Genomic DNA, 20,339 nt, shown 5'->3' with positions numbered 1-20,339 from the left:
TTACTTCAGGCCGTGGTGGTTCATCAAGTCGTACAAGGTCGGCCGGCTGACGCCCAGCAACTCGGCGGCCTTGACGATGTTGCCGTCGACCCGCGCCAGCGCCTGCACCATCACCTTGTACTCGGCCGCGTCGCGCGCCTGCCGCAGGTTGACGCTGGCTTCGGCGGCCGCGCTGTCGGGCAAGCCCAGGTCCAGCGGCGTGATCTGCGGACCGTCGGCCATGATCACGGCCCGCCGTATGCAGTTCTCCATCTCGCGCACATTGCCCGGCCACGGATAGGCTTCTATCGCCGCCAGGGCTTCGGGACTGAAATGCAGGGCCGAGCGCGACTCGCTGGCGCAGAACTTGTTCTTGAAATGGTGGGCCAGCAAGGCGCTGTCGCCGACGCGCTCGCGCAGCGGCGGTATCGACAGCACGATCTCGCTCAGCCGGTAGAACAGGTCTTCTCGAAACCGGCCGCTTTCGGCCAGCGCCTTCAAGTTCTGGTGGGTGGCGCAGACGATGCGCACATCGATGCTGATCTCGCTGCGCCCGCCCACCCGCTCGATCACGCGCTCCTGCAGGAAGCGCAGCAGCTTGGCCTGCAAGGGGATCGCCATGTCGCCGATCTCGTCGAGGAAGAAAGTGCCGCCGTGCGCCAGTTCCAGCTTGCCCAGCGTCTGCCGCTGGGCGCCGGTGAACGCGCCTTTTTCGTAGCCGAACAATTCGCTTTCCAGCAACTGCTCGGGTATGGCGGCGCAATTGATGGCGACAAAACGCTTGTCGTGCCGCGCGCTGAGCCGATGCAGGCCGCGCGCGATCAACTCCTTGCCGCTGCCCGAATCGCCCAGCAGCATCACCGTCGCCGACGTCGGCGCCACCCGCTCCACGCTGCGGCACACCTTCAGCATGCCGGGATCGCGGCTGATGATGCCGGCCAGCGGCGAGTCCGTCTGGATTTGCAGCATGCGCCGGTTTTCCTGCTGCATCGCGTGCAGATAAAAGGCCCGCGCCACCACCAGCGACAGCGTGTCCGCGTCGAGCGGCTTCTGGTGGAAATCATACGCGCCCATGGCGATGGCCTTCAGCGCATGCTCGCGCGCCTGGTTGCCCGACAAGATGATGACCTTGGTGTCCGGCGCCGCCGCCAGCATCTGTTGCAGCAAGGCCAGGCCCTCGCGCGCGCCGTCCGGGTCGGGCGGCAAGCCCAGGTCCATGGTCACCACCGCCGGCTGGTGCCGGCGCAGCTGCGCCATCGCCGACTCGCGGTCGTCCGCCAGCACCACCTCGTAGGCGTCCAGGCTCCAGCGCAGCTGCTTCTGCAAGCCGGCATCGTCTTCCACCACCAATAATTTACTTTTTCCCATGACTATCCTCTGAGGATCAGGCCGCCGCCGCGTCCAGCAGCAGCGGCAAGATCAGACGGAAGGTGGTGCCGCGCGATGGCGCGCTGCTCACCTCCAGGCGGCCACCGATCTCGCGCGCATACTCGCGGCTCTCGAACACGCCGATGCCCATGCCGGCGCGCTTGGTGGATTCGAACGGCTGGAACAACCGCTCGCGGATGAATTGTTCGCTCATGCCGTGGCCGGTGTCGATCAACTCGATCACGGCGGCGGCATCATTGCGCAGCAGGCGCAGGGCGACGCGGCCGTTGCGCGGCGTCGCCTCCACCGCGTTCAGGACCAGGTGGCCGATCACCCGTTCCAGCCGCTGGCGGTTGGCCAGCACCACCAGCCCGTCGGCGCACAGCTCCAGCGCCGGCCGTGGCTCGAGCTGCGCGTAACCGCGCATCAGCTGCTCCAGCACGGCCTCCAGCTGCAGGGGCGCGGCTTGCTCGGCCACCTCGTCGCGGCGCAGCTTGAGCAACAGCGACTTCATCTTGTTCAGGGAGTGGGCCAGCGTCTCCAGCATGTCCTCCTGGAACGCCGGATTGGCCTTGTGCCGCTCCGCATTGACCAGCAACAGCGACAGCTGCGACACCAGGTTCTTCAGGTCGTGCACGACAAAGGTCGACATGCGGTTGAACGATTCGAACTGGCGCGCCACCGCCAGGCTGTTGGCCGATTCCTGATGGGCCAGGTAGCTGGCGGCCTGCCGGCCGGCGATCTTGAGCACGTCGCAGACTTCCCAGTTCAACAACAGCTTGGCGCGCGGCGGCGCCAGGCAGATGTAGCCGTACAGGCTGCGTTCCAGCATCAGCGGCACCACCAGCCGCACCGCGTCCGCCTCGAGCAGCCAGGACGGCAACGCCGGCGAACCGTAGCGCTGCGGATGGTCGCGCCACTCGGCGATGTCGATCACCCAGCCGCGCGCCGCCAGAAATGTGCACAGCTCGCCGTCGGCCGGTTCCGCCGCCACCGGCTGCGGCATATTCCAGCGCGCCACCGCCTGGAAGTCGGCGCCGTCGCGGCGCAGCCACAGCAAGCCGCCGGGGCTCTCGACCAGTTCCGCCACCGCCTGTATCGCCCGCTGCGACAGCGCCGCGCTGTCCTCGGCCAGCGCGTGGGTCAGGCGCTGCCATTCCCGCCGGTAGTCGTAGCGTCCCTGATAGAAGTGCTTGCTGATAAATACCTTCAGGCGCGAACGCACCGTGCCGGAAAACAGCACGCCCGACAGCAACAACGCCGCGCCGAACAGGCAAGCCAGCTGCATCAAGGTGCCCCAGACGCCGCCGATGTAGCGCAGATACCACGCGCTGGCCGCCATCGCCATCAGATACAGCGCGGAGCCCAGCAGCGCGGCCGAGCCGAACATGATCTGGCGCGACAGCGCCAAGCCCGCGGTCCACACCGGGTTGCGCGCCACCGCCAGGGCCAGCAAGGGAACGCTGAGCGCGTTGACGGCGCCGCGCGCGGCCCAGATGTCCTGGTTGACGCGGTGGAACAGCAGCGCTTCGCTGTACAGATAGAAGTCGTAGGCGAACAAGGCGCCCACGCCCAGACAGGCAAACTTGATGCCCCAACGCGAGGAAGGCGGCGTGCCCCGGTACAGATGCTCGACCAGCAGCATCCCCAACACAGCCAGTCCCAGGCGGATGACGATACCCGCCAGCGCCCGGCCGTCGGCCGCCGCCAGCCAGCCCAGCACCGCCAGCACGACGACCGCAGCCAGCCAGCCGCGCCGCCGCGCGCCGCCGCTGGACAATATCAGCAGCAGCGCCAGCCAGGCGGCGGTGCGCAGCGCTTCCAGCCCGTCCAGCGCCGCCAGCAGCCCGGCGCGCCAGGCCGATCCTGCGGCCGCCAGCGCCGCCCACGCGGCCGTCGCCACACATGCCGCCCCGAATGCGCCGGCATGGCCGCGCTGGCGCCAGCCACCGCGCAGCAGCAGGGCCGCCAGCAAGGCAAACGCCAGCGCCGCCAGGCCGTAGCTGAAGCCGCCAACCAGCGTCCAGGACATCAACGCCCGCCCTTGCCGAACAACACCACCTGCACCGTGTCGATCAGGATCAGCAGATCCAGGAACAGGCTGTTGTTCTTCACATAATACAAGTCGTACTGCAGCTTGCGCAGCGCGTCCTCGACCGAGGCGCCGTAGCTGTAGCGCACCTGCGCCAGCCCGGTGATGCCCGGCTTGATGCTGTGGCGCACGTTGTAGTAGGCGATCTCGCCGCACAACTGGTCGACGAAATAGGCCCGCTCCGGGCGCGGTCCGACAAAACTCATCTCGCCCTTGAACACGTTCAGCATCTGCGGCAACTCATCGATGCGCAGCTTGCGTATCCAGTGGCCGACCATGGTCACGCGCGGATCGTTCAGCACCGCCCACTTGGGCTTGCCGTCCTGCTCGGCATCGAGCCGCATGCTGCGGAACTTCAGCACCTTGAACAAGCGGTTGTCGCGCCCGACCCGTTCCTGCTGGTAAAACACCGGCCCGCCGTCCTCGAGCCGGATCGCCAGCGCGGTCAGCAGCATCACCGGCATCGCCGCCAGGCAGATCGCGCCGCTGGCCAGCAGGTCGAACGCGCGCTTGACCGCCGCCCGCAGCAAGCTCTGGTCGAAGCCGCCGCCGAAGATCAGGTAACTCGGCTGCAAGGAATCGACCCGGATCTGGCACGCCTCGCGCTCGAAGAAGGTGGCGGCGTCGGTCACCGGCACGCCGCCCAGCGCGCATTCCAGCAGTTGCCGAACCGGAAACGCCCCGTTGCGGCGGTCGCCCACCGACACCACGATCTCGTCGGCCGCGTAGCGCCGCGCCAGCGCCAGCAGCGACAGGTCGGCCGGCAGCAGCATCGTGGCCGGCACGCAGGACACCTCCCCGGACACCGGCACGAAGCCCACCACCTTGAACGCATGGAAGCCGACGCTGCTGGCGCCCAGCTCCAGGCATTCGCGCGCGGTGGCGCCGTCGCCGATGACGATCAGGCGCTGCTCCATCATGCTCGACTGCGCCGACGTGAACACCACCAGCCGCGCCAGCAGCACCGCCGCCCCGCCCAGCACGAACACCACGCTGCCGACGCGGCCGAACTGCGCGCCCGGTATCATGCTCGACAGCAAAGTCATCAGGCCAAAGCCCAGCACGAACGACGGCAGGATGCGCAGCAAGCTGCTCTTGATGTCTTCCCTCGATTGGTTGTGCTGGTACATGCCCAGCGTGCCCATGCTCAGCACCATGACCAGCGCGAATGCCAGCGCCGGCAGGTACAGCTGGTCGCCGCCGTGGCGCCCCTTGAGCCACAGCGGCGCACTGGCCACGGCCGCCGTCAACAGCACCAGCAACTCCAGCAACAACAGCATGAAGGCTATTTTAGACACATAGTGGTGAAATATCCTGATCACGATCCGCTCCCCGACACCACACAGCGGTGTAACTCAGATCATCGCCAACCCGCGCCGCTTGCACCTTGAGCCGCCACAATTGGCTGGTCGGTTCAGCACTAAAAAGTCTGAAAATCAGCCGGATATGACGCGTTCATGACAAATGGTCTATAGTCATGGTTCTCTACCGCATCCAAACGTAATCATGAAATTTGATGTTGCAATTGTCGGCAGCGGATTGGCCGGCCTGTCGGTCGCCCTCCACCTGGCCGAAACGCGCACAGTCGCGATCATTTCCAAACGCGCGCTGAAGGATGGCGCCAGCAACTGGGCCCAGGGCGGCATTGCCGCCGTGCTCGATTCTGGCGACAGCCACACCCAGCACATCGACGACACGCTGATCGCCGGCGGCGGCCTGTGCGACGAAAGCGCCACGCGCTACATCGTCGAGCACGGCCGCGAGGCGATCGAATGGCTGATCGACCAGGGCGTGCCCTTCACCAAGGACGATTCGGCCGAACTGGGCTTCCACCTGACCCGCGAGGGCGGCCACAGCCAGCGCCGCATCATCCACGCGGCCGACGCCACCGGCCACGCGGTGCAGGTCACGCTGGAGGAAAAGGTCCGCGCCCATCCGAACATCACGCTGTTCGAGCACCACTGCGCGATCGACCTGATCACCTCCGACAAGCTGCACCCGCTGAAGAAAGCCAACGCCCAGCCCAAGTGCTACGGCCTGTACGTGCAGGACGAGAAGACCGGCCAGGTGCTGACCTTCGCGGCCGAACACACGGTCATGGCCACCGGCGGCGCCGGCAAGGTCTATCTGTACACCACCAATCCCGACACCGCCAGCGGCGACGGCATCGCCATGGCCTGGCGCGCCGGCTGCCGCGTGTCGAACATGGAATTCATCCAGTTCCATCCGACCTGCCTGTACCACCCCTACGCCAAATCCTTCCTGATCACCGAGGCGATCCGCGGCGAAGGCGGCCTGCTCAAGCTGCCGCCGGAAGCCGGCGCCGCCGCCGGCGCCCGCTTCATGCTGGCCCACGACGAGCGCGCCGAACTGGCGCCGCGCGACGTGGTGGCGCGCGCCATCGACTTCGAGATCAAGAAACGCGGCCTCGACTACGTGCACCTGGACATCAGCCACAAGCCGGCCGAGTTCCTGATCGAACACTTCCCGACCATCTACGCGCGCTGCCTGGAACTGGGCATCGACATCACCAAACAGCCGATCCCTATCGTGCCGGCCGCGCACTACACCTGCGGCGGCGTGGTGACCGACCTGCACGGCCGCACCGACCTGCCCGGCCTGTACGCGGTGGGCGAAACCGCCTGCACCGGCCTGCACGGCGCCAACCGCCTGGCCAGCAATTCCCTGCTGGAATGCGTGGTCATCGGCCGCGCCTGCGCCACCGACATCGCGGCCAAGGAAAAAGGCGAAGTGCCCTACCTGCCTGACTGGGACGAAAGCCGCGTCACCGACGCCGACGAGGAAGTGGTCATCTCCCACAACTGGGACGAGCTGCGCCGCTTCATGTGGAATTATGTCGGCATCGTGCGCACCACCAAGCGCCTGGAGCGGGCCCAGCACCGCATCGCGCTGTTGAAGGAGGAAATCGACGAGTACTACCGCAACTTCCGCATCACGCACGACTTGCTGGAGCTGCGCAACCTGGTCGACGTCGCCAACCTGATCGTCAACAGCGCCTTGCAGCGGCACGAAAGCCGCGGCCTGCACTTCAGCCGCGACTACCCGGAGACGCTGCCGAAAGCGCTGCCGAGCATCCTGACGCCGGCCCGCCGCAAATAGGGAGCGGGCGTGATCACCGTGCGCGCAGCCCTGCCGGGCGATATCCCCGCGATGGAAGCGCTGATCGCCCGCTCGGGCATCGAGTTGAGCGACGGTTTCTACACGCCGCAGCAGGCCGCGGCGATCACCCGCCACGTGTTCGGCGTCGACACCCAGCTGGTCGCCGATCAAACCTATTTTTTGATTGAAAAACACGGCGAACTGGTGGCCTGCGGCGGCTGGAGCAAGCGCGCCACGCTGTTCGGCGCCGACCGTACCAAGCAAGGCGCCGACCCGCTGCTCGATCCGGCCACGCAAGCGGCGCGCATCCGCGCCTTCTTCGTCGAGCCGTCGGCGGCCCGCCAGGGACTGGGCCGCTTGCTGCTGAGCCATTGCACCGATGCGGCGGCCGCCGCCGGCTTCCGCACGCTGGAACTGGCCGCCACCATGCCGGGCGTGCCGCTGTACCTGGCTTGCGGCTTCACGATGGTGGAACGGTTTGACATTACGCTGCCGGGCGACATCAAGGTGCCGCTGGCAAAAATGCGCAAGCGTATCGACGCCTAGCGCCGGCCGGCATCAGCCGCCGGCGCCGGCAACAGCTTAAGCCGATTTCTTGCGGCGCGCCATGTAGCCCAGCAGGCCCAGGCCGGCCAGCATCATGCCGTAGGTGGTAGGTTCAGGTACTGGCGGCGTCACGGCGCCGAAACCGTCCAGATAGGCATAGCCGGTGTGTCCGGTCGGCTGGCAGTCGGAAGCCAGCAGCGACAGCGTGAAACTGTGGCCGGACAGCGACTGGTCGATGCTCAGTTGTTCGACTTGCCAGCTGGGGGTGTAGAACAGGCTGCCTTCGGAAGCGAAACGGCTGTCCACGCCCGAACCGGTGAAGCCGGCGTTGTAGCTGCGGCTGATCAGCAACTGGCCGGTGGTGTCGTCGGTCAGGGTCAGCTTCATCAGCGCCGATTCGTTTTCCTCATGGCCGCCGTTCTCCAGCACCGCTTTCCAGGCGAAGTAGATGTTCGCATCGGTGTAGTTGCTGACTTTCTGGCTGATCACGGTGGCATAGCCGCCGTTGGTCGTGTCTTCCGCGCGGTAGGAATATTTGCCGCTGTACACGGTCGAGCCCAGCAGCGCGCCGAGGTTGGGATCGACATAGCTGCTGTCGACCACGGCGCCGCGGTTGCCGTTGTCATTATTCAGGCTGCCACCAGGCAGGAATTGCGAAGGCAGCATGCCGACGTTGTCGACGCCGCCGCGATAGCCGCCGCCGCTGCTCCAGCCACCGGTGGTGCCGGCCTCGAAACCGCCATTGTAGAAACCATCCGCGTGCGCCATGCCCGTCAGACCCACCATTGCCGCCACACCCGCCAATAATTGCAATTTCATTAAACTCGCTCCTTTAGTTAACAGTGTTAAAAAAACAAGCGAGATTATATTGTATTTAAGTCATTCCTAATTAATAATTCTTAATCGAACACATGAATTGTTTTCACGTGTCCGCCAGACGGCTGAAACCTTAACCGACGATGCGCAAGGAGTAATCCGTTGCGCGCACATCCTTGGTCAGGCTGCCGATCGAAATACGGTCCACGCCGGTCTCGGCGATGGCGCGCACGGTATCGAAGTTGATGCCGCCGGAAGCCTCCAGCAAGGCGCGGCCGGCGTTGAGCCGCACCGCGTCGCGCATCATGTCGAGGCTGAAGTTGTCGAGCAGGATGGAGCCGGCGTCGGCCGCCAGCGCCTCTTCCAGTTCGGCGATGCTCTCCACTTCCACCTGGATCGACACTCCCTTCTCCAGCCGCTTGGCCGCCAGCACCGCAGCGGTGATGCCGCCGGCCGCCGCGATATGGTTTTCCTTGATCAGGATGCCGTCGTACAGCGCCATGCGCTGGTTCTGTCCGCCACCCACGCGCACCGCGTACTTCTGCGCCAGGCGCAAGCCCGGCATGGTCTTGCGGGTATCGAGAATGGCCGCGCGGGTGCCGGCGATGACGTCGACATACTTGCGGGTGGCGCTCGCCACGCCCGACAGCAATTGCAGGAAATTGAGCGCGGCGCGTTCCGCCGTCAGCAGCGCGCGCGCCGGCCCCTGGATGGTGCAGACCAGGCTGTCGGCCTTCATCAGATCGCCTTCGGCATATTGCCAGTCGATCTCGATGCCGGCCTGCATGCAGTTCATGATGCCTTCGAACCAGGGCGCGCCGCACAGCACCGCGTCCTCGCGCACGATCACGCGCGCGGTGGCGCGGCCGCCGTCCGGCACCAGCAGGCCGGTCAGGTCGCCGCTGCCGACGTCTTCCAGCAGGGCCGCCAGCAAATTGCCTTCAAAGGCGGTCTTCAACGCGTCGTCGAAAGGTGCAAAGGTGTTGATTAAGGTACTCATGCCGGACCGATTCCCGAAAACAGTTTAGCTTCTTTTGCCAAGTCAGCGCCCGGCTGCACCCTGGCCTTCTTGGCCGCCGCGAAATCGAGCATGCGGTTGATGGAGGTGACCGCCTGCCTGCCGATCTCAGGATCGACGTGGATTTCATGGTCGGTGTTGTTGTCCATGTTCTCCAGCACGTCGGCCAGGTTTTGCAGGCCGTTCATCGCCATCCACGGGCAATGCGCGCAGCTCTTGCAGCTGGCGCTGTTGCCGGCGGTCGGCGCTTCGATGAAGCGCTTGCCCGGCGCGGCGGCGCGCATCTTGTGCAGGATGCCGTTGTCGGTGGCGACGATGAAGGTATCGGCGTCCAACTCGACTGCGGCGTTGATGATCTGCGTGGTCGAGCCGACCACGTCCGCCAGCGCCACCACGTTGGCCGGCGATTCAGGGTGCACCAGCACCTTGGCGTTCGGATATTCGGCCTTCAGCAGGTCGAGTTCGATGCCCTTGAACTCGTCGTGCACCAGGCAGGAGCCCTGCCACAGCAGCATGTCGGCGCCGGTCTGCTTCTGGATGTAGGAGCCCAGGTGCTTGTCCGGCGCCCACAGGATTTTCTTGCCCTGCTCGTGCAGGTGCTTGACGATGTCCAGGCCGATCGACGAGGTCACCATCCAGTCGGCGCGCGCCTTGACGGCGGCGCTGGTGTTGGCGTACACCACCACCGTGCGGTCAGGATGGGCGTCGCAGAAGGCGGTGAATTCATCGACCGGGCAACCCAGGTCCAGCGAACAGGTCGCGTCCAGGTCCGGCATCAGGATGCGCTTTTCCGGGCTGAGGATCTTGGCGGTCTCGCCCATGAAGCGCACGCCGGCCACCACCAGCGTCTTGGCCGGATGGTCGCGCCCGAAGCGCGCCATCTCCAGCGAATCGGAGACGCAGCCGCCGGTTTCCTCGGCCAGGTCTTGCAGGTCGGCGTCGACGTAATAGTGGGAAACGAGCACGGCCTGCTTTTCTTTCAGCAGGCGCTTGATGCGCTCCTTGAGTTCAACCCGTTGCTCGGGCGATGGCGTCGCTGGCGTGCGCGCCCAGGCGTGGGCGGTGCAGCTGGCGCCGTCTTGTGGATGCTCGTACTCGACGGATTTGATGTCTATGGTTTGCATGGTGTTCGGTGAACGTGAAACGGGAAGCAATAACTATCGCACATTGCAAAGAATCCCGCTGGCGGCGGGATTCTTTTAGAGTGATTAGTCGATACCCTGACTGGTCAGGTAGTCTTCGTAGTTGCCGCGGAAATCGACGATCTCGTTTTCCTTGATCTCGATGATGCGGTTGGCCAGCGAGGAGACGAATTCGCGGTCGTGCGAGACGAAGATCAGCGTACCGGCGTATTTTTCCAGCGCGATGTTGAGCGACTCGATCGATTCCATGTCCATGTGGTTGGTCGGCTCATCGAGCAGCAGCACATTGTGGCGGCCCAGCATCAGCTTGCCGTACATCATGCGGCCCTTCTCGCCGCCGGACAGCACCTTGACCGATTTCTTCACCTCGTCGCCGCCGAACAGCAGGCGGCCCAGGATCGAGCGCACGGCCTGGTCGTCGTCGCCTTCCTGGGTCCAGTCGCCCATCCAGTCGGTCAGCGTGGTGTCCTTGGAGAACTCTTCGGTCGGATCCTGCGGCATGTAGCCGACGTTGGCGTTCTCGGCCCACTTGACCATGCCGTGGTCGGCGTGCAGGCCGGCGATGTCGTCGCCGCCAATGCAGCGCAGCAGCGTGGTCTTGCCGGCGCCGTTGGCGCCGATGATGGCGATGCGCTCGCCCGCTTCCACCATGATGCTGAAGTTGTTGAACAGCTGGCGGTCGTATTTCTTCGCGATCGAATCGACCTCGACTGCCAGGCGGTGCAGCTTCTTCTCGCCGTCGAAACGCACGAACGGATAGGCGCGCGACGATGGCTTGATGTCGTCGACCTTGATCTTCTCGATCTGCTTGGCGCGCGAGGTGGCCTGGCGGGCCTTGGACTTGTTGGCGGCGAAGCGGCGCACGAAGTCCTGCAGTTCGGCGACCTTGTCCTTGGCCTTGGCGTTGTTGGCCAGTTGCTGGTTGCGCGCCTGGGTCGAGGCAAACATGTACTCGTCGTAGTTGCCCGGATAGATCTTCAGCGTGCCGTAGTCCATGTCGGCCACGTGGGTGCAGACCTGGTTCAGGAAGTGGCGATCGTGGGAAATGATGATCATGGTGGAGTTGCGGTCGTTCAGCACGTCTTCCAGCCAGCGGATGGTATTGATGTCCAGGTTGTTGGTCGGTTCGTCCAGCAGCAGAATGTCCGGATTCGAGAACAGCGCCTGCGCCAGCAGCACGCGCAGCTTCCAGCCCGGCGACACATTGCTCATCGGCCCCTTGTGCAGGTCGATGGCCACGCCGGCGCCCAGCAGCAGCTCGCCGGCGCGCGATTCGGCGGTGTAGCCGTCGTACTCGGAGACTTTGCCTTCCAGCTCGGCGGCCTTCATGTAGTCGTCGTCGGTGGCTTCCGGGTTGGCGTAGATGGCGTCGCGCTCCTGCATCGCCGCCCACATTTCGGTGTGGCCCATCATCACCACGTCCAGCACGCGCATTTCTTCGTACGCGAACTGGTCCTGGCGCAGCTTGCCCAGGCGCTCGTTCGTATCCAGCATCACGTTGCCGCCCGACGGCTCCAGATCGCCGCCCAGGATTTTCATGAAGGTGGACTTGCCGCAACCGTTGGCGCCGATCAGGCCATAGCGGTTGCCATCGCCGAATTTGACGGAAATGTTTTCGAACAGCGGCTTGGCGCCGAATTGCATGGTGATGTTAGCGGTCGATAGCACGAATAAAGCCCTTAAAGCGTTGAATTTAGCAATGAAGCTGGATAACCGGGCATTTTACCATTGTTGGGCGCTTGCCGGAATGGCGGCGGCAAAATCATCCTCGCCGCAGGCCTCAGGCGGCGCGGAAGGCGACCAGCGGCAAGCTGACCGTGAAGCGGGTACCCTTGCCCAGCTCGCTTTGCACGGCGATCCGTCCGCCCAGCACGCCGTGCACGGTGTTGTAGACGATATTCAGGCCCAGGCCGGAACCGCCCTTGCCCAGCTTGGTGGTGTAAAACGGATCGTAGATGCGCCCAAGCCGGTCCGGGGCGATGCCCTGGCCGTTGTCGCGGATCTCCAGTTCGATCCAGTCGGCATCGAGCAGGCGCGCGGTGACGTCGATGTTGCCGCCCTGGACGCCGTCAAAACCGTGGATCACCGCGTTGTTGACCAGGTTGGTGACCACCTGGCCCAGCGGACCGGGGTAGCTGTGCATCACGATGCCGGACGGGATGTCGTGCGTGATCGTTACGCCACTTTTCTTCAGTGTCGGCCACAGCGTCAATATGATTTCGGCGATCACCTCGTCCAGCACGAAGCGGCGCCCCTGGGTGCTTTCGCGGTCCACCGCCACCTGCTTGAAGCTGGCCACCAGGTCGTCGGCCCGGGTCAGGTTGCGCAGCAGGATTTCGCCGGCCTGCTTGACCTCGGCCAAGTGCGCGTCCAGCGCGGACTTGCGCAAGCCTTGGGCGCAAGCCAGCTCGAATGTGCTGGCGTGGTCGAGCAGCGAACTGGCGGCCAGCACGCCGTTGCCGATCGGCGTATTCAGTTCGTGCGCCACGCCGGCCACCAGTGCGCCGAGCGCGGCCAGCTTTTCGCTGCGCACCAGGTCCTCCTGGGTCTGCTGCAGCGATTCGATCGATTGCTCCAGTTCGACATTGGCGTCCTGCAGCGCGTTGCTGCGCTCTTCCAGGCAATCGCGCATGACCTTCATCGCGAACAGTAGGCTGCTGCGGTCACGCGGCGCGATGGCGATGTCCAGTTCCAGTCGGCCGGCCGCGATCTGGCGCGCGATCGAGGTCGCATAGTCGGGCTCGCCGCCCAGCTGGCGCAGCAGGGTGCGCGTGATGTAGAACGTGATGCCCACGCTGAGCACCGCCGCGAATGCCGTCAACCACAGCATCACCGTCCGCGCGCGGTAGTAGGAAGCGCGGATATTGCCGCTGGCCTGCTCCATCAGCGCGCTCTCGTTTTGCAGCAGCTGGCCCAGGGCCTGGAAATAGTCGCTCTGGTAGGGATCCAGGTCGACCAGCAGCAGGTTCTTGGCCTCGCCGCGCCGGCCGTCGGACAGCAGGACAATGAACTCTTCCTGGTTGACGATGTAGGCCGAGCGGATGATGTCGATTTGTTGCAGGATTTCCCTGCCGCGCGGGTCCTGCACGCTCCGGTTGAGCTGATCCAGCAGCCCGGCCATCTTACGCTTGGCGCCGACGATGTCGTCCAGCTGGGCCTTGACCTGGCCGGGCTCGCTCATGATCAGCGTGTTGCGCATGGCGCGCGCGATTGCGCCCAGCTCGCCGATGACTTCATTGACCCTCAGGGTATTCGGATATTTTTCTCGCAGCGCCTCGTCGGTGGTCCGGCTCAAGGCGCCCAGCCTGGCGACGCCGACCAGCGTCATCGCGATCAGCAGCAGGATGACGAAGCCGTAGCCGAGAGCCAGGCGCTGGCCTATCCTCAGGTGCGGGTAGCGCATGGCGATATCCGCCCTTGCCGGCTGCTGCGGCGCCTATTTGCCATCGATGCCAAACACCGTCTTGTTCGCGATCGGCATCAGCTGGCCGATGTTCCTGGCGGTCGCGACGAGAATCGGCACCAGGATTTGCTTGGCCGGCGCCTTGCCCTGCAGGCTGGCCACCAGGGCCTCGGCCGCCTTCACGCCCATCAGGTAGGGCTGCTGCATGCCGACCGCCACCAGCGGGCCCGTCTTCAGCAACTCGGCCACCTCGGGCATCGCGTCGAAGGAGCCGATTAACAGCTCGCTTTGCTTCCTGGCCGCCTTGATGGCCTGCAGCGCGCCCATGGTCGGCTGGTCGGTTTCGACGAAGATGCTGCGTACGCCGGGCGCGGCGGCCAGCAGCTCCTTGACAAAGCCGCTCGTTTCCTCTGCCGAATAGGTTTGCATTTGGCGCAGCCCGCCTTCGCGCGTGATGCCTGCGTCCTTCATGGCGTCGCGAAAACCGTTGGTGCGGTCCTGGCCGTTTTTGCGCGCCAGCGAAATCGTCACCAGCGCGAACGGATCGCCCTGCCAACCCTTCTCCTTGAGCGCGGCCGCCAACGCGGCGCCCACATCGTAGGCGCCGCGATAGTTGTCCGACTTGACGTAGGAGACATATTGGCCGCCGTTGGTGCCGATGTCGGCGATCACCACTGGAATCCCCGCCTTGCGCGCCAGCTCCAGCACGTCCGGCGCGCTCTGGCTGTCGATGGGCGAGATCACGATGCCGGCCGCGCCGTGCGCTATCGCCTCCGTGGCGTGCCGCAGCTGGGTCGCGCGATCCAGGCGGCTGTCCAGCGCGCGGTAGGTATAGCCATTGGCCAGCGCGACCGACTCGATTCCCTTGCCCAGCGTGCTCCAGAACGGCAAGTCCAGCTTGGCAGTGATGTAGACAATCTCCCTGGCCGCCGCATCGGCCCGGGCGTGACACAGCAAGACGCCAAGCAGCATGACGCATGCCATGACGTGACGCAGAAATGAGCGCGGGTTCATCATCCCCCCCCTTGGCTTCGGCGGTCAGAATTCATGCCGCATGCCCAGTGACGTCAACCTGCGCGCACCGCCGGCAACGCTGGCCTGATAGCTGGCTGCGCTACCGTTGACGAGTCCGGAGTGCACCAGGTAGAGATTGCTCCGTTTGGACAGGTAGTAATAGTAGCCGAACGCGATCTGGGTGGCGTCGGCATGGTCGTGGAAGCGGTCGTGCTTGTGCACGTAGTCCGCCGCAAGAACGCTGGCGCCGAACGAAACGCTGACGCCGATCAGCGCGTCGCGCGTATCGAGCACCGTATCGTTGCGGCTGCGCGCCAGCGCCATCCACAGTTTGAACAAATGGAAGTCGTAGCTGCCGCCCACCATGTGGTTGCGCGCAGCCTTGTTGCCGAGCGCATCGTTGGTGGCGTGGTAGGCCGTCTGCAGGTTGACGGGACCGGCAGCGTAGCCGGCGTTCATGCTGAGCTGGCGGTTGCCGGCGCTGTTGCCCGCCACCTCGCCCGCGCCATAGGCGAACTCGCCATAGAAACCATGCAGGCCGCCCGGCAGCGTGTATTTGACGGTGTTATCCATCCGCACGCCGGAGTCGGCAAACACGCGCGTCGATTCGCCGGGGCCGCAGGCATCGAACGGGTCATTGTTGTCGATGGCCGCGAAATACGGCGTGAACATGCGCCCCGCCCGTATCGTTCCATAGCGGCTGGCCAGTCCGACCCACGATTGGAAACCGAAGATCCGGTTGGCGAACACCAGCTGGCCGGTGTCCGCGCTGATGAACGAGGCAAAATTGAAGATGGCGCTCATGCCGCCGCCCAGCTCTTCGCTGCCGCGGAAACCGAGCCGGCTGGCGGCCTGCTGCCCGCTCTCGACCCTGGTGGTCGATTTGCCCGAGTCGCGGTCCGCCACCAGGCCGGCATCGATGACGCCGTACACGGTCACACTACTTTGCGCCCGCGCCGCCTGCGCCGCCAAGACCAGCACGGACAAGGCCCACAGCAATTGCTTCATGGCGCATCTCCTTGGTCAAGAAGAAACGATCAACAATGCGCCGGTGGGGCCGGATGGACCGAGAAATTCACCGATGCAAGTACCGTTTTACTACCGACGTAGACACCAGTCAATCAATCCATCCGTGACGCAATAAAAGTGTGTCCCTAAACCATCAAACAGCGCAATCCATGAAATTGTTGCATTTAACATAATATCCGACACATTTGACGCGAATCAAGACGGGCGCAGGATGGCGTTTTAGCATCATGTCTCCACGCATACTTGCGAATGTTCATCACATCCGCAGGCGTGTTCCACATCAATAATCGTAAGGGGAATTGAATGAAAAAAGCAGTCATCGCCATGGCGGCCGCAACCGCCTGTCTCGCCAGCACCGCCGCACACGCCGATACCTACGCCCGCGCTTACAATGAAATCACCAACCTGGTTGTCACGTCCAGCAACGGCGCCGCCGTCGGTGCGTCGGTCAACAGCTCCTTCGCCACCGCGTGCCTGCCCAACGGCAATTGCGTATCGAACGGCGGCGCCGGCGTGACCGACAGCGCGCCCGCCCAACTGGGCTGGGCCGGCTACGTCAACAACAGCTACGCCAGCAATGCGGCGTCCGCCACATCGTTTGCGGTGGCCGATGCCTCCATCGACCAGCTGCAATTGAATGGCGCCCCGTTCACCCGCGCCCGCAACTTCGCTGAAGGCAAGCTGGTCGGCAACGGCACGGCCAACGCGGTCGCCGGCAACTCGTCCGCCACCCTGCTGACCACCACCGTCGTCGCCGGCGCGGGCGACAAGCTGAGCTTCCACTTCGACGCCCTGCCCTACATCCAGGCCTACCTGACCAACAGCGAGGTGGCGCCATCGCAAGCACAGGGATCGATCGGACTGAACTTCAATCTGATCGACAATGCCGGCAACATCGTGTTCAACTGGGCGCCCGACGGTATCGCCGGCGGCATCCAGGGCGGCACCGAAACTGCGGACGCCTACACCCTCAACACCTCGCTGACCGCGTTGAAAGGCAACGGCGGCCCATTGACTTTCGCGCCGACCAGTTGCATTGTCGGCGGCGTGGGTTGCTTCAGCGCCAGCACCAACGCACTGGCGGCCGGCGTCTACACGCTGAACCTGTCCATGCATGAAAACATCGCGATCCAGTCGGCCGTGCCCGAGGCCGACACTTACGCCATGCTGCTGGCCGGCCTCGGCATCATGGGCGTCGTCTCACGCCGCCGCAGCCGCAACAGCTAAGCGCGGCGCCCCTCCCCCACGCCAGGCTGGCGGGCGTGGGGGATTTGCCACAATAAAATATCCCGTTGGACAGCTCGCCACTGCAGAGATTATTATGGCAACTCTGTTGCAATAATAATACTCAAGTGGGATGTTAAAGATGAAGAAATTAGCAATCGCCGCAATCCTGGCCGCAAGCGCCTTGTCGGCACAGGCCGCCACCGAACTGGTTATCAATGGGAACTTCGAAACCGGCACCTTCGCCGGCTGGACCAAATCGGGAAATCCTTCGCTGTCGGACGTCATTTCCAACACCGTCACCTCCAACCACACCTATGTATGGCGCAGCGGTGCGACCGGTTCGCCTGCTTATATCAGCCAGAGCCTGGCGACGTCGGCGGGCTCGACCTACACACTGAGCTTTGATGTGTTCAACAACGCCACCAGCAACAGCACCTTTGAAGCGGATTTCAACGGCGTCAGCGTCTACGGCTTCACGAATGAAGTGCACAACTGGAGTCACGTCACGCTGACCGGCCTGGTGGCCAGCGGCGCCACGACCGAGCTCAAATTCGGCGCGCGCAACGATCCAAGCTTCACTCGCCTGGACAACATCAGCGTGACCGTGTCGGCCGTGCCCGAACCGGAAACCTACGCCATGCTGATGGCGGGCCTGGGCTTGGTGGGCTGCGCCGCCCGCCGCCGTCAACGCCCCAACGTCGGATAATCGCTGATCGTCAGATCGAAGCCGCGTTCGGTCGACACCAGATGCGCCATGCCGCCGTAAGGCAGCGTGGCGCGTTCTTTTATGTGGCCAAATGGCAGGCCAGTCAGCACGGGGATGGGCAGCCGCTCGCGCAGGTAGGCCAGCATGGTTTCAAAATCATAGCCATTGTCGAAGGCGCTGAGCTTGTAGCCGGAGAAGTCGCCCAGCACCAGCGCCCGCTGGCCCTCCAGCGCGCCGGCGTACAGCAGTTGCAGCACCATGCGCTCGACCCGGTATGGATGCTCGCTGATATCCTCCAGGAACAAGATGCCGTCCGGCTGGGCCGCGAAATACGGTGTGCCCAGCAAACTCACCATCATCGCCAGGTTGCCGCCCCACAGTTTGCCGCTGACATCGACCCGCGGATTGTCCGAGCCGCCCTCCGCCACCGCGCCGCGCACCGTGTGCACCGGCCCGCGCAGGCAATCCCAGAACTGCTGCATGGTGTAGTCGACCGGGGTCTCGCGGATGAAATCGTCGCACATCATCGGGCCGCCAAAACTGATGCGGCCGGTTTGCTTCATCAGCGCCATCTGGAACGCCGTGAAGTCGCTGTAGCCGACGAACAGTTTTCCGCTATCGGCCAGCGCCCGGAAATCAATCGACGGCAGCAAGCGGCTCATGCCGTAGGAGCCGCGTAGCGCGATCACCACCTGCACTTCGGGATCGGCGGCGGCCGCGTTCAGCTGCGCCAGGCGGCCGGCGTCGGTGCCGGCGAAGCGCTGGAATTTCTTATCGTCGTCGTAGTAGTTGTGGACCAGATGCCCCTGCTGGCGCAAGCGTTCGATGCCGTTTTGCAGTGCTGCGTGATCCGGCGCGTAGCCGCCCGTGGCCGCGATCGCGATGCCGATAGTGGATGTGCTCAAAGTGTCTCTGTCAGTGATGGGTGCCGCTGCCCGCCCGGCGGGACGTCAACGGAGGAATGTCCGGCGACATATTACCGCGCAGGTGTTGCTCAAGCAAGGCAAGCAGCCGCTCGATCAATTGCGGCGGCAGGTCGTGGCCCATGCCTTCGATCACGTGCAGCCGGGCGTTGGGAATCGCGGCCGCCGTGTCGGCGCCGCAGGCCAGCGGCACCAGCGGATCGGCGGCGCCATGGATCACCATGGCCGGACAACTGATCTTGCGCAGCAGCGGCGTGCGGTCGCCGGAGGCGACGATGGCCACCATCTGCCGCGCCATGCCGGCCGGATACACGCTGCGATCCAGCGCCCGCTCGATGCTGTCGCGTAGTTGCCGCTCCGGCGTCGGGAACGACGGGCTGCCGATGATGCGGTACACCTGCACCATGCGGTCGATCACGTCGCGCCGGTTGTGCGGAGCGGCGGGCGCGCGCATTAAGGCGTTGCGCGCGGCCGGGGTCGGGCCCGGCAGGCCGCGCCGTCCGCTGCTGGACATGATGGAGCTCAGGCTCAGGGTGCGCTTGCCGAAGCGCGCGGCGAAGATCTGCGCGATCATGCCGCCCATCGAGACGCCCACCACGTGGGCGCCGGCGATGCCGAGCGCATCGAGCAGGCCGAGCGCGTCGTCGGCCATGTCGTTCAGCGTGTAGGCCGGCGCCTGCTTCCACCCGACCAGCGATTTCAGGTAGGCCAGCATCAGATTGGGTTGCTTGAGATGTTCGAACTTGCTGGACAGGCCGATATCGCGGTTGTCGTAGCGGATCACGTAATAGCCCTGCTCGACCAGGCCGTCGACCAGGTCTTGCGGCCAGGCGACCAGTTGCATGCCCAGGCCCATGATCAGCAGCACCGGCGGGTCCAGCGGATTGCCGCTGGCCTCGTAAGCAATCGTGATTCCGTTAGCTTGTGCGGTAGCCAAAACGACCTCCATTGATGGGGCAAGTGTCAGCAAGTATCAGTGCCGATAACAGTAGCTTGAGCATACCATTTTTACCGGACAGGGGAAAACCGCCGCTATTCTGGGGTGTTGCGCTTTGCCGCGGCGGCCGCGGCGCGGCGCGCGGCAAAGAAGGATTTCAGCATGGCGCCGCACTCGTCGGCCATGACGCCGCCGGCGATCGCGGTATGATGATTGAGCTGCTCCTGCTCGAACAGATTGAGCACCGAGACGCAAGCCCCGGTCTTGGGGTCGCTGGCGCCATACACCACCTTGGCCAGGCGCGCATGCATCATCGCGCCGGAGCACATCACGCACGGCTCCAGCGTCACATACAGCTCGCAACCCGGCAGGCGGTAGTTGCCCAGCGCCTCGGCCGCGGCCCGCAGCGCGACGATTTCCGCGTGCGCGGTCGGATCATGTCGGCCGATCGGCTGGTTGTAGCCGCGCGCGATCACCACGCCATCTTTGACGACGACCGCGCCGACCGGCACCTCGCCCAGGTCCCATGCGTGCTGGGCCTGTTCGAGCGCCTGCCGCATAAAATCCTCGTCAGGCATCGGTGATTTCTGCCCAGCAGTTAGGGGTTTCGTGCAGCACCAGCTTGTGCAGGTGCAGGCCGGTGCCGTAGCGGTCCTTGTAGGCCGCCTTCAGGATGCCGAACGCCACGTGGGCCAGGTTTTCCACGGTCGGAATCCGGTCGATCACCACGGTCTTGTGGCCCGGCAGCGTCGCCAGGAAGTCGCGCACCGCCGCATCCTTCTCGTAGACGATGAAGGAATGGTCCCAGACGTCGACCAGGTGTTCCTTGGCCAGCGCCTTGATGTCGGAAAAGTCCATGATCATGCCGTTGTCGGAATTGCCTTCGGCCGTGATGATGTTGCCGGTCAGCGTGATTTCCAGCGTGTAGCGGTGACCATGCAGGTTGCGGCACTGGCTCTTGTGATCGGGGATGCGGTGGCCGGCGTCGAACTCCAGCTTGCGGGTAATGGTCAGCATGA

The 20,339-nt window shown here is 64.5% G+C and carries 17 protein-coding genes and 1 pseudogene; 4 read left to right on the top strand and 14 right to left on the bottom strand.

Annotation, left to right across the window (positions count from 1 at the left end):
* The 3 genes from prsR to RUGAMON1_RS18720 are packed head-to-tail and all read right to left on the bottom strand — an operon-like array spanning window position 1 to window position 4,761.
* A complete protein-coding gene (gene prsR / locus RUGAMON1_RS18730) occupies window positions 1-1,347 on the bottom strand; it encodes a PEP-CTERM-box response regulator transcription factor (protein WP_445231928.1) in 1,347 nt (448 codons plus the stop codon).
* Between the two features lie 16 nt (window positions 1,348-1,363).
* Window positions 1,364-3,379, bottom strand: coding sequence for an XrtA/PEP-CTERM system histidine kinase PrsK (prsK, locus tag RUGAMON1_RS18725; protein WP_445231927.1), 2,016 nt, complete (start codon window positions 3,377-3,379; stop codon window positions 1,364-1,366).
* Window positions 3,379-4,761 (bottom strand): TIGR03013 family XrtA/PEP-CTERM system glycosyltransferase, encoded by a 1,383-nt coding sequence (locus RUGAMON1_RS18720; protein WP_445231926.1) that lies wholly within the window; start codon window positions 4,759-4,761, stop codon window positions 3,379-3,381. Before RUGAMON1_RS18720 ends, prsK begins: the two co-directional genes overlap by 1 nt.
* Before the next feature lie 184 nt (window positions 4,762-4,945).
* Here RUGAMON1_RS18720 and nadB point away from each other — a divergent pair, with 184 nt between their 5' ends.
* Both nadB and RUGAMON1_RS18710 read left to right on the top strand, forming a co-directional pair.
* Window positions 4,946-6,559, top strand: coding sequence for an L-aspartate oxidase (gene nadB / locus RUGAMON1_RS18715; protein WP_445231925.1), 1,614 nt, complete (start codon window positions 4,946-4,948; stop codon window positions 6,557-6,559).
* Window positions 6,560-6,568: 9 nt separating this feature from the next.
* Window positions 6,569-7,105, top strand: coding sequence for a GNAT family N-acetyltransferase (locus tag RUGAMON1_RS18710; RefSeq protein WP_445231924.1), 537 nt, complete (start codon window positions 6,569-6,571; stop codon window positions 7,103-7,105).
* A 36-nt stretch (window positions 7,106-7,141) separates the two neighbouring features.
* Here RUGAMON1_RS18710 and RUGAMON1_RS18705 read toward each other — a convergent pair whose 3' ends face one another.
* From RUGAMON1_RS18705 to RUGAMON1_RS18675, 7 genes are all read right to left on the bottom strand, one after another.
* Window positions 7,142-7,924, bottom strand: a complete 783-nt coding sequence (locus RUGAMON1_RS18705; RefSeq protein ID WP_445231923.1) for a PEP-CTERM sorting domain-containing protein — start codon at window positions 7,922-7,924, stop codon at window positions 7,142-7,144.
* Window positions 7,925-8,054: 130 nt separating this feature from the next.
* Window positions 8,055-8,921 (bottom strand): carboxylating nicotinate-nucleotide diphosphorylase, encoded by an 867-nt coding sequence (gene nadC / locus RUGAMON1_RS18700; RefSeq protein WP_445231922.1) that lies wholly within the window; start codon window positions 8,919-8,921, stop codon window positions 8,055-8,057.
* Window positions 8,918-10,063, bottom strand: a complete 1,146-nt coding sequence (nadA, locus tag RUGAMON1_RS18695; RefSeq protein WP_445231921.1) for a quinolinate synthase NadA — start codon at window positions 10,061-10,063, stop codon at window positions 8,918-8,920. Before nadA ends, nadC begins: the two co-directional genes overlap by 4 nt.
* An 84-nt stretch (window positions 10,064-10,147) precedes the next feature.
* Entirely contained in the window at window positions 10,148-11,749 is a 1,602-nt protein-coding gene (locus RUGAMON1_RS18690) for an ABC-F family ATPase (protein ID WP_445231920.1), read from the bottom strand.
* Between the two features lie 112 nt (window positions 11,750-11,861).
* The gene (locus RUGAMON1_RS18685; RefSeq protein ID WP_445231919.1) at window positions 11,862-13,484 is read right to left on the bottom strand and encodes an ATP-binding protein; all 1,623 of its coding nucleotides are present in this window, start codon (window positions 13,482-13,484) and stop codon (window positions 11,862-11,864) included.
* A 33-nt stretch (window positions 13,485-13,517) separates the two neighbouring features.
* Window positions 13,518-14,456: a substrate-binding domain-containing protein gene (locus RUGAMON1_RS18680; RefSeq protein ID WP_445231918.1), complete on the bottom strand. Its 939-nt coding sequence runs from the start codon at window positions 14,454-14,456 to the stop codon at window positions 13,518-13,520.
* Window positions 14,457-14,522: 66 nt separating this feature from the next.
* Window positions 14,523-15,506, bottom strand: a complete 984-nt coding sequence (locus tag RUGAMON1_RS18675; protein ID WP_445231917.1) for a porin — start codon at window positions 15,504-15,506, stop codon at window positions 14,523-14,525.
* A gap of 324 nt (window positions 15,507-15,830) precedes the next feature.
* On the opposite strand from RUGAMON1_RS18675, the gene RUGAMON1_RS18670 reads away from it, so the two are divergent.
* Together RUGAMON1_RS18670 and RUGAMON1_RS18665 are read left to right on the top strand one after the other, a co-directional pair.
* On the top strand, window positions 15,831-16,754 hold the full coding sequence (locus tag RUGAMON1_RS18670; RefSeq protein ID WP_445231916.1) for an EDSAP-1 family PEP-CTERM protein: 924 nt from the start codon (window positions 15,831-15,833) through the stop codon (window positions 16,752-16,754).
* Between the two features lie 577 nt (window positions 16,755-17,331).
* Window positions 17,332-17,460, top strand: a pseudogene (locus RUGAMON1_RS18665) (FxDxF family PEP-CTERM protein); the annotation flags it as partial.
* On the opposite strand, the gene ldcA reads toward RUGAMON1_RS18665, so the two are convergent.
* From ldcA to queD, 4 genes are all read right to left on the bottom strand, one after another.
* A complete protein-coding gene (gene ldcA, locus RUGAMON1_RS18660) occupies window positions 17,439-18,365 on the bottom strand; it encodes a muramoyltetrapeptide carboxypeptidase (protein ID WP_445231915.1) in 927 nt (308 codons plus the stop codon). The pseudogene RUGAMON1_RS18665 and the gene ldcA overlap by 22 nt on opposite strands.
* 10 nt (window positions 18,366-18,375) lie before the next feature.
* Window positions 18,376-19,320 (bottom strand): alpha/beta fold hydrolase, encoded by a 945-nt coding sequence (locus RUGAMON1_RS18655; RefSeq protein WP_445231914.1) that lies wholly within the window; start codon window positions 19,318-19,320, stop codon window positions 18,376-18,378.
* Between the two features lie 95 nt (window positions 19,321-19,415).
* Complete coding sequence (tadA, locus tag RUGAMON1_RS18650; RefSeq protein WP_445231913.1) at window positions 19,416-19,898, bottom strand: tRNA adenosine(34) deaminase TadA; 483 nt, start codon at window positions 19,896-19,898, stop codon at window positions 19,416-19,418.
* Window positions 19,891-20,337: a 6-carboxytetrahydropterin synthase QueD gene (queD, locus tag RUGAMON1_RS18645; RefSeq protein ID WP_116989189.1), complete on the bottom strand. Its 447-nt coding sequence runs from the start codon at window positions 20,335-20,337 to the stop codon at window positions 19,891-19,893. The genes tadA and queD overlap by 8 nt, the downstream gene beginning before the upstream one ends.
* Window positions 20,338-20,339 lie beyond the last annotated feature (2 nt).

Origin of the sequence: Duganella rhizosphaerae (assembly GCF_040364205.1) — a bacterium.
In the GTDB taxonomy this organism is placed as follows: domain Bacteria; phylum Pseudomonadota; class Gammaproteobacteria; order Burkholderiales; family Burkholderiaceae_D; genus Rugamonas; species Rugamonas rhizosphaerae.
Note: the sequence above shows the minus strand (reverse complement) of the source record. Positions and strands in the feature narration are given on the sequence as shown.

What these genes read in the sequence shown, in the direction of transcription:
- nadC (WP_445231922.1), bottom strand. Translation starts at nt 8,921, where the DNA reads ATGAGTACCTTAATCAACACCTTTGCACCTTTCGACGACGCGTTGAAG.
- RUGAMON1_RS18680 (WP_445231918.1), bottom strand. Translation starts at nt 14,456, where the DNA reads ATGCTGCTTGGCGTCTTGCTGTGTCACGCCCGGGCCGATGCGGCGGCC.
- RUGAMON1_RS18705 (WP_445231923.1), bottom strand. Translation starts at nt 7,924, where the DNA reads ATGAAATTGCAATTATTGGCGGGTGTGGCGGCAATGGTGGGTCTGACG.
- nadA (WP_445231921.1), bottom strand. Translation starts at nt 10,063, where the DNA reads ATGCAAACCATAGACATCAAATCCGTCGAGTACGAGCATCCACAAGAC.
- RUGAMON1_RS18670 (WP_445231916.1), top strand. Translation starts at nt 15,831, where the DNA reads ATGAAAAAAGCAGTCATCGCCATGGCGGCCGCAACCGCCTGTCTCGCC.
- tadA (WP_445231913.1), bottom strand. Translation starts at nt 19,898, where the DNA reads ATGCCTGACGAGGATTTTATGCGGCAGGCGCTCGAACAGGCCCAGCAC.
- prsK (WP_445231927.1), bottom strand. Translation starts at nt 3,379, where the DNA reads ATGTCCTGGACGCTGGTTGGCGGCTTCAGCTACGGCCTGGCGGCGCTG.
- queD (WP_116989189.1), bottom strand. Translation starts at nt 20,337, where the DNA reads ATGCTGACCATTACCCGCAAGCTGGAGTTCGACGCCGGCCACCGCATC.
- RUGAMON1_RS18675 (WP_445231917.1), bottom strand. Translation starts at nt 15,506, where the DNA reads ATGAAGCAATTGCTGTGGGCCTTGTCCGTGCTGGTCTTGGCGGCGCAG.
- RUGAMON1_RS18685 (WP_445231919.1), bottom strand. Translation starts at nt 13,484, where the DNA reads ATGCGCTACCCGCACCTGAGGATAGGCCAGCGCCTGGCTCTCGGCTAC.
- prsR (WP_445231928.1), bottom strand. Translation starts at nt 1,347, where the DNA reads ATGGGAAAAAGTAAATTATTGGTGGTGGAAGACGATGCCGGCTTGCAG.
- nadB (WP_445231925.1), top strand. Translation starts at nt 4,946, where the DNA reads ATGAAATTTGATGTTGCAATTGTCGGCAGCGGATTGGCCGGCCTGTCG.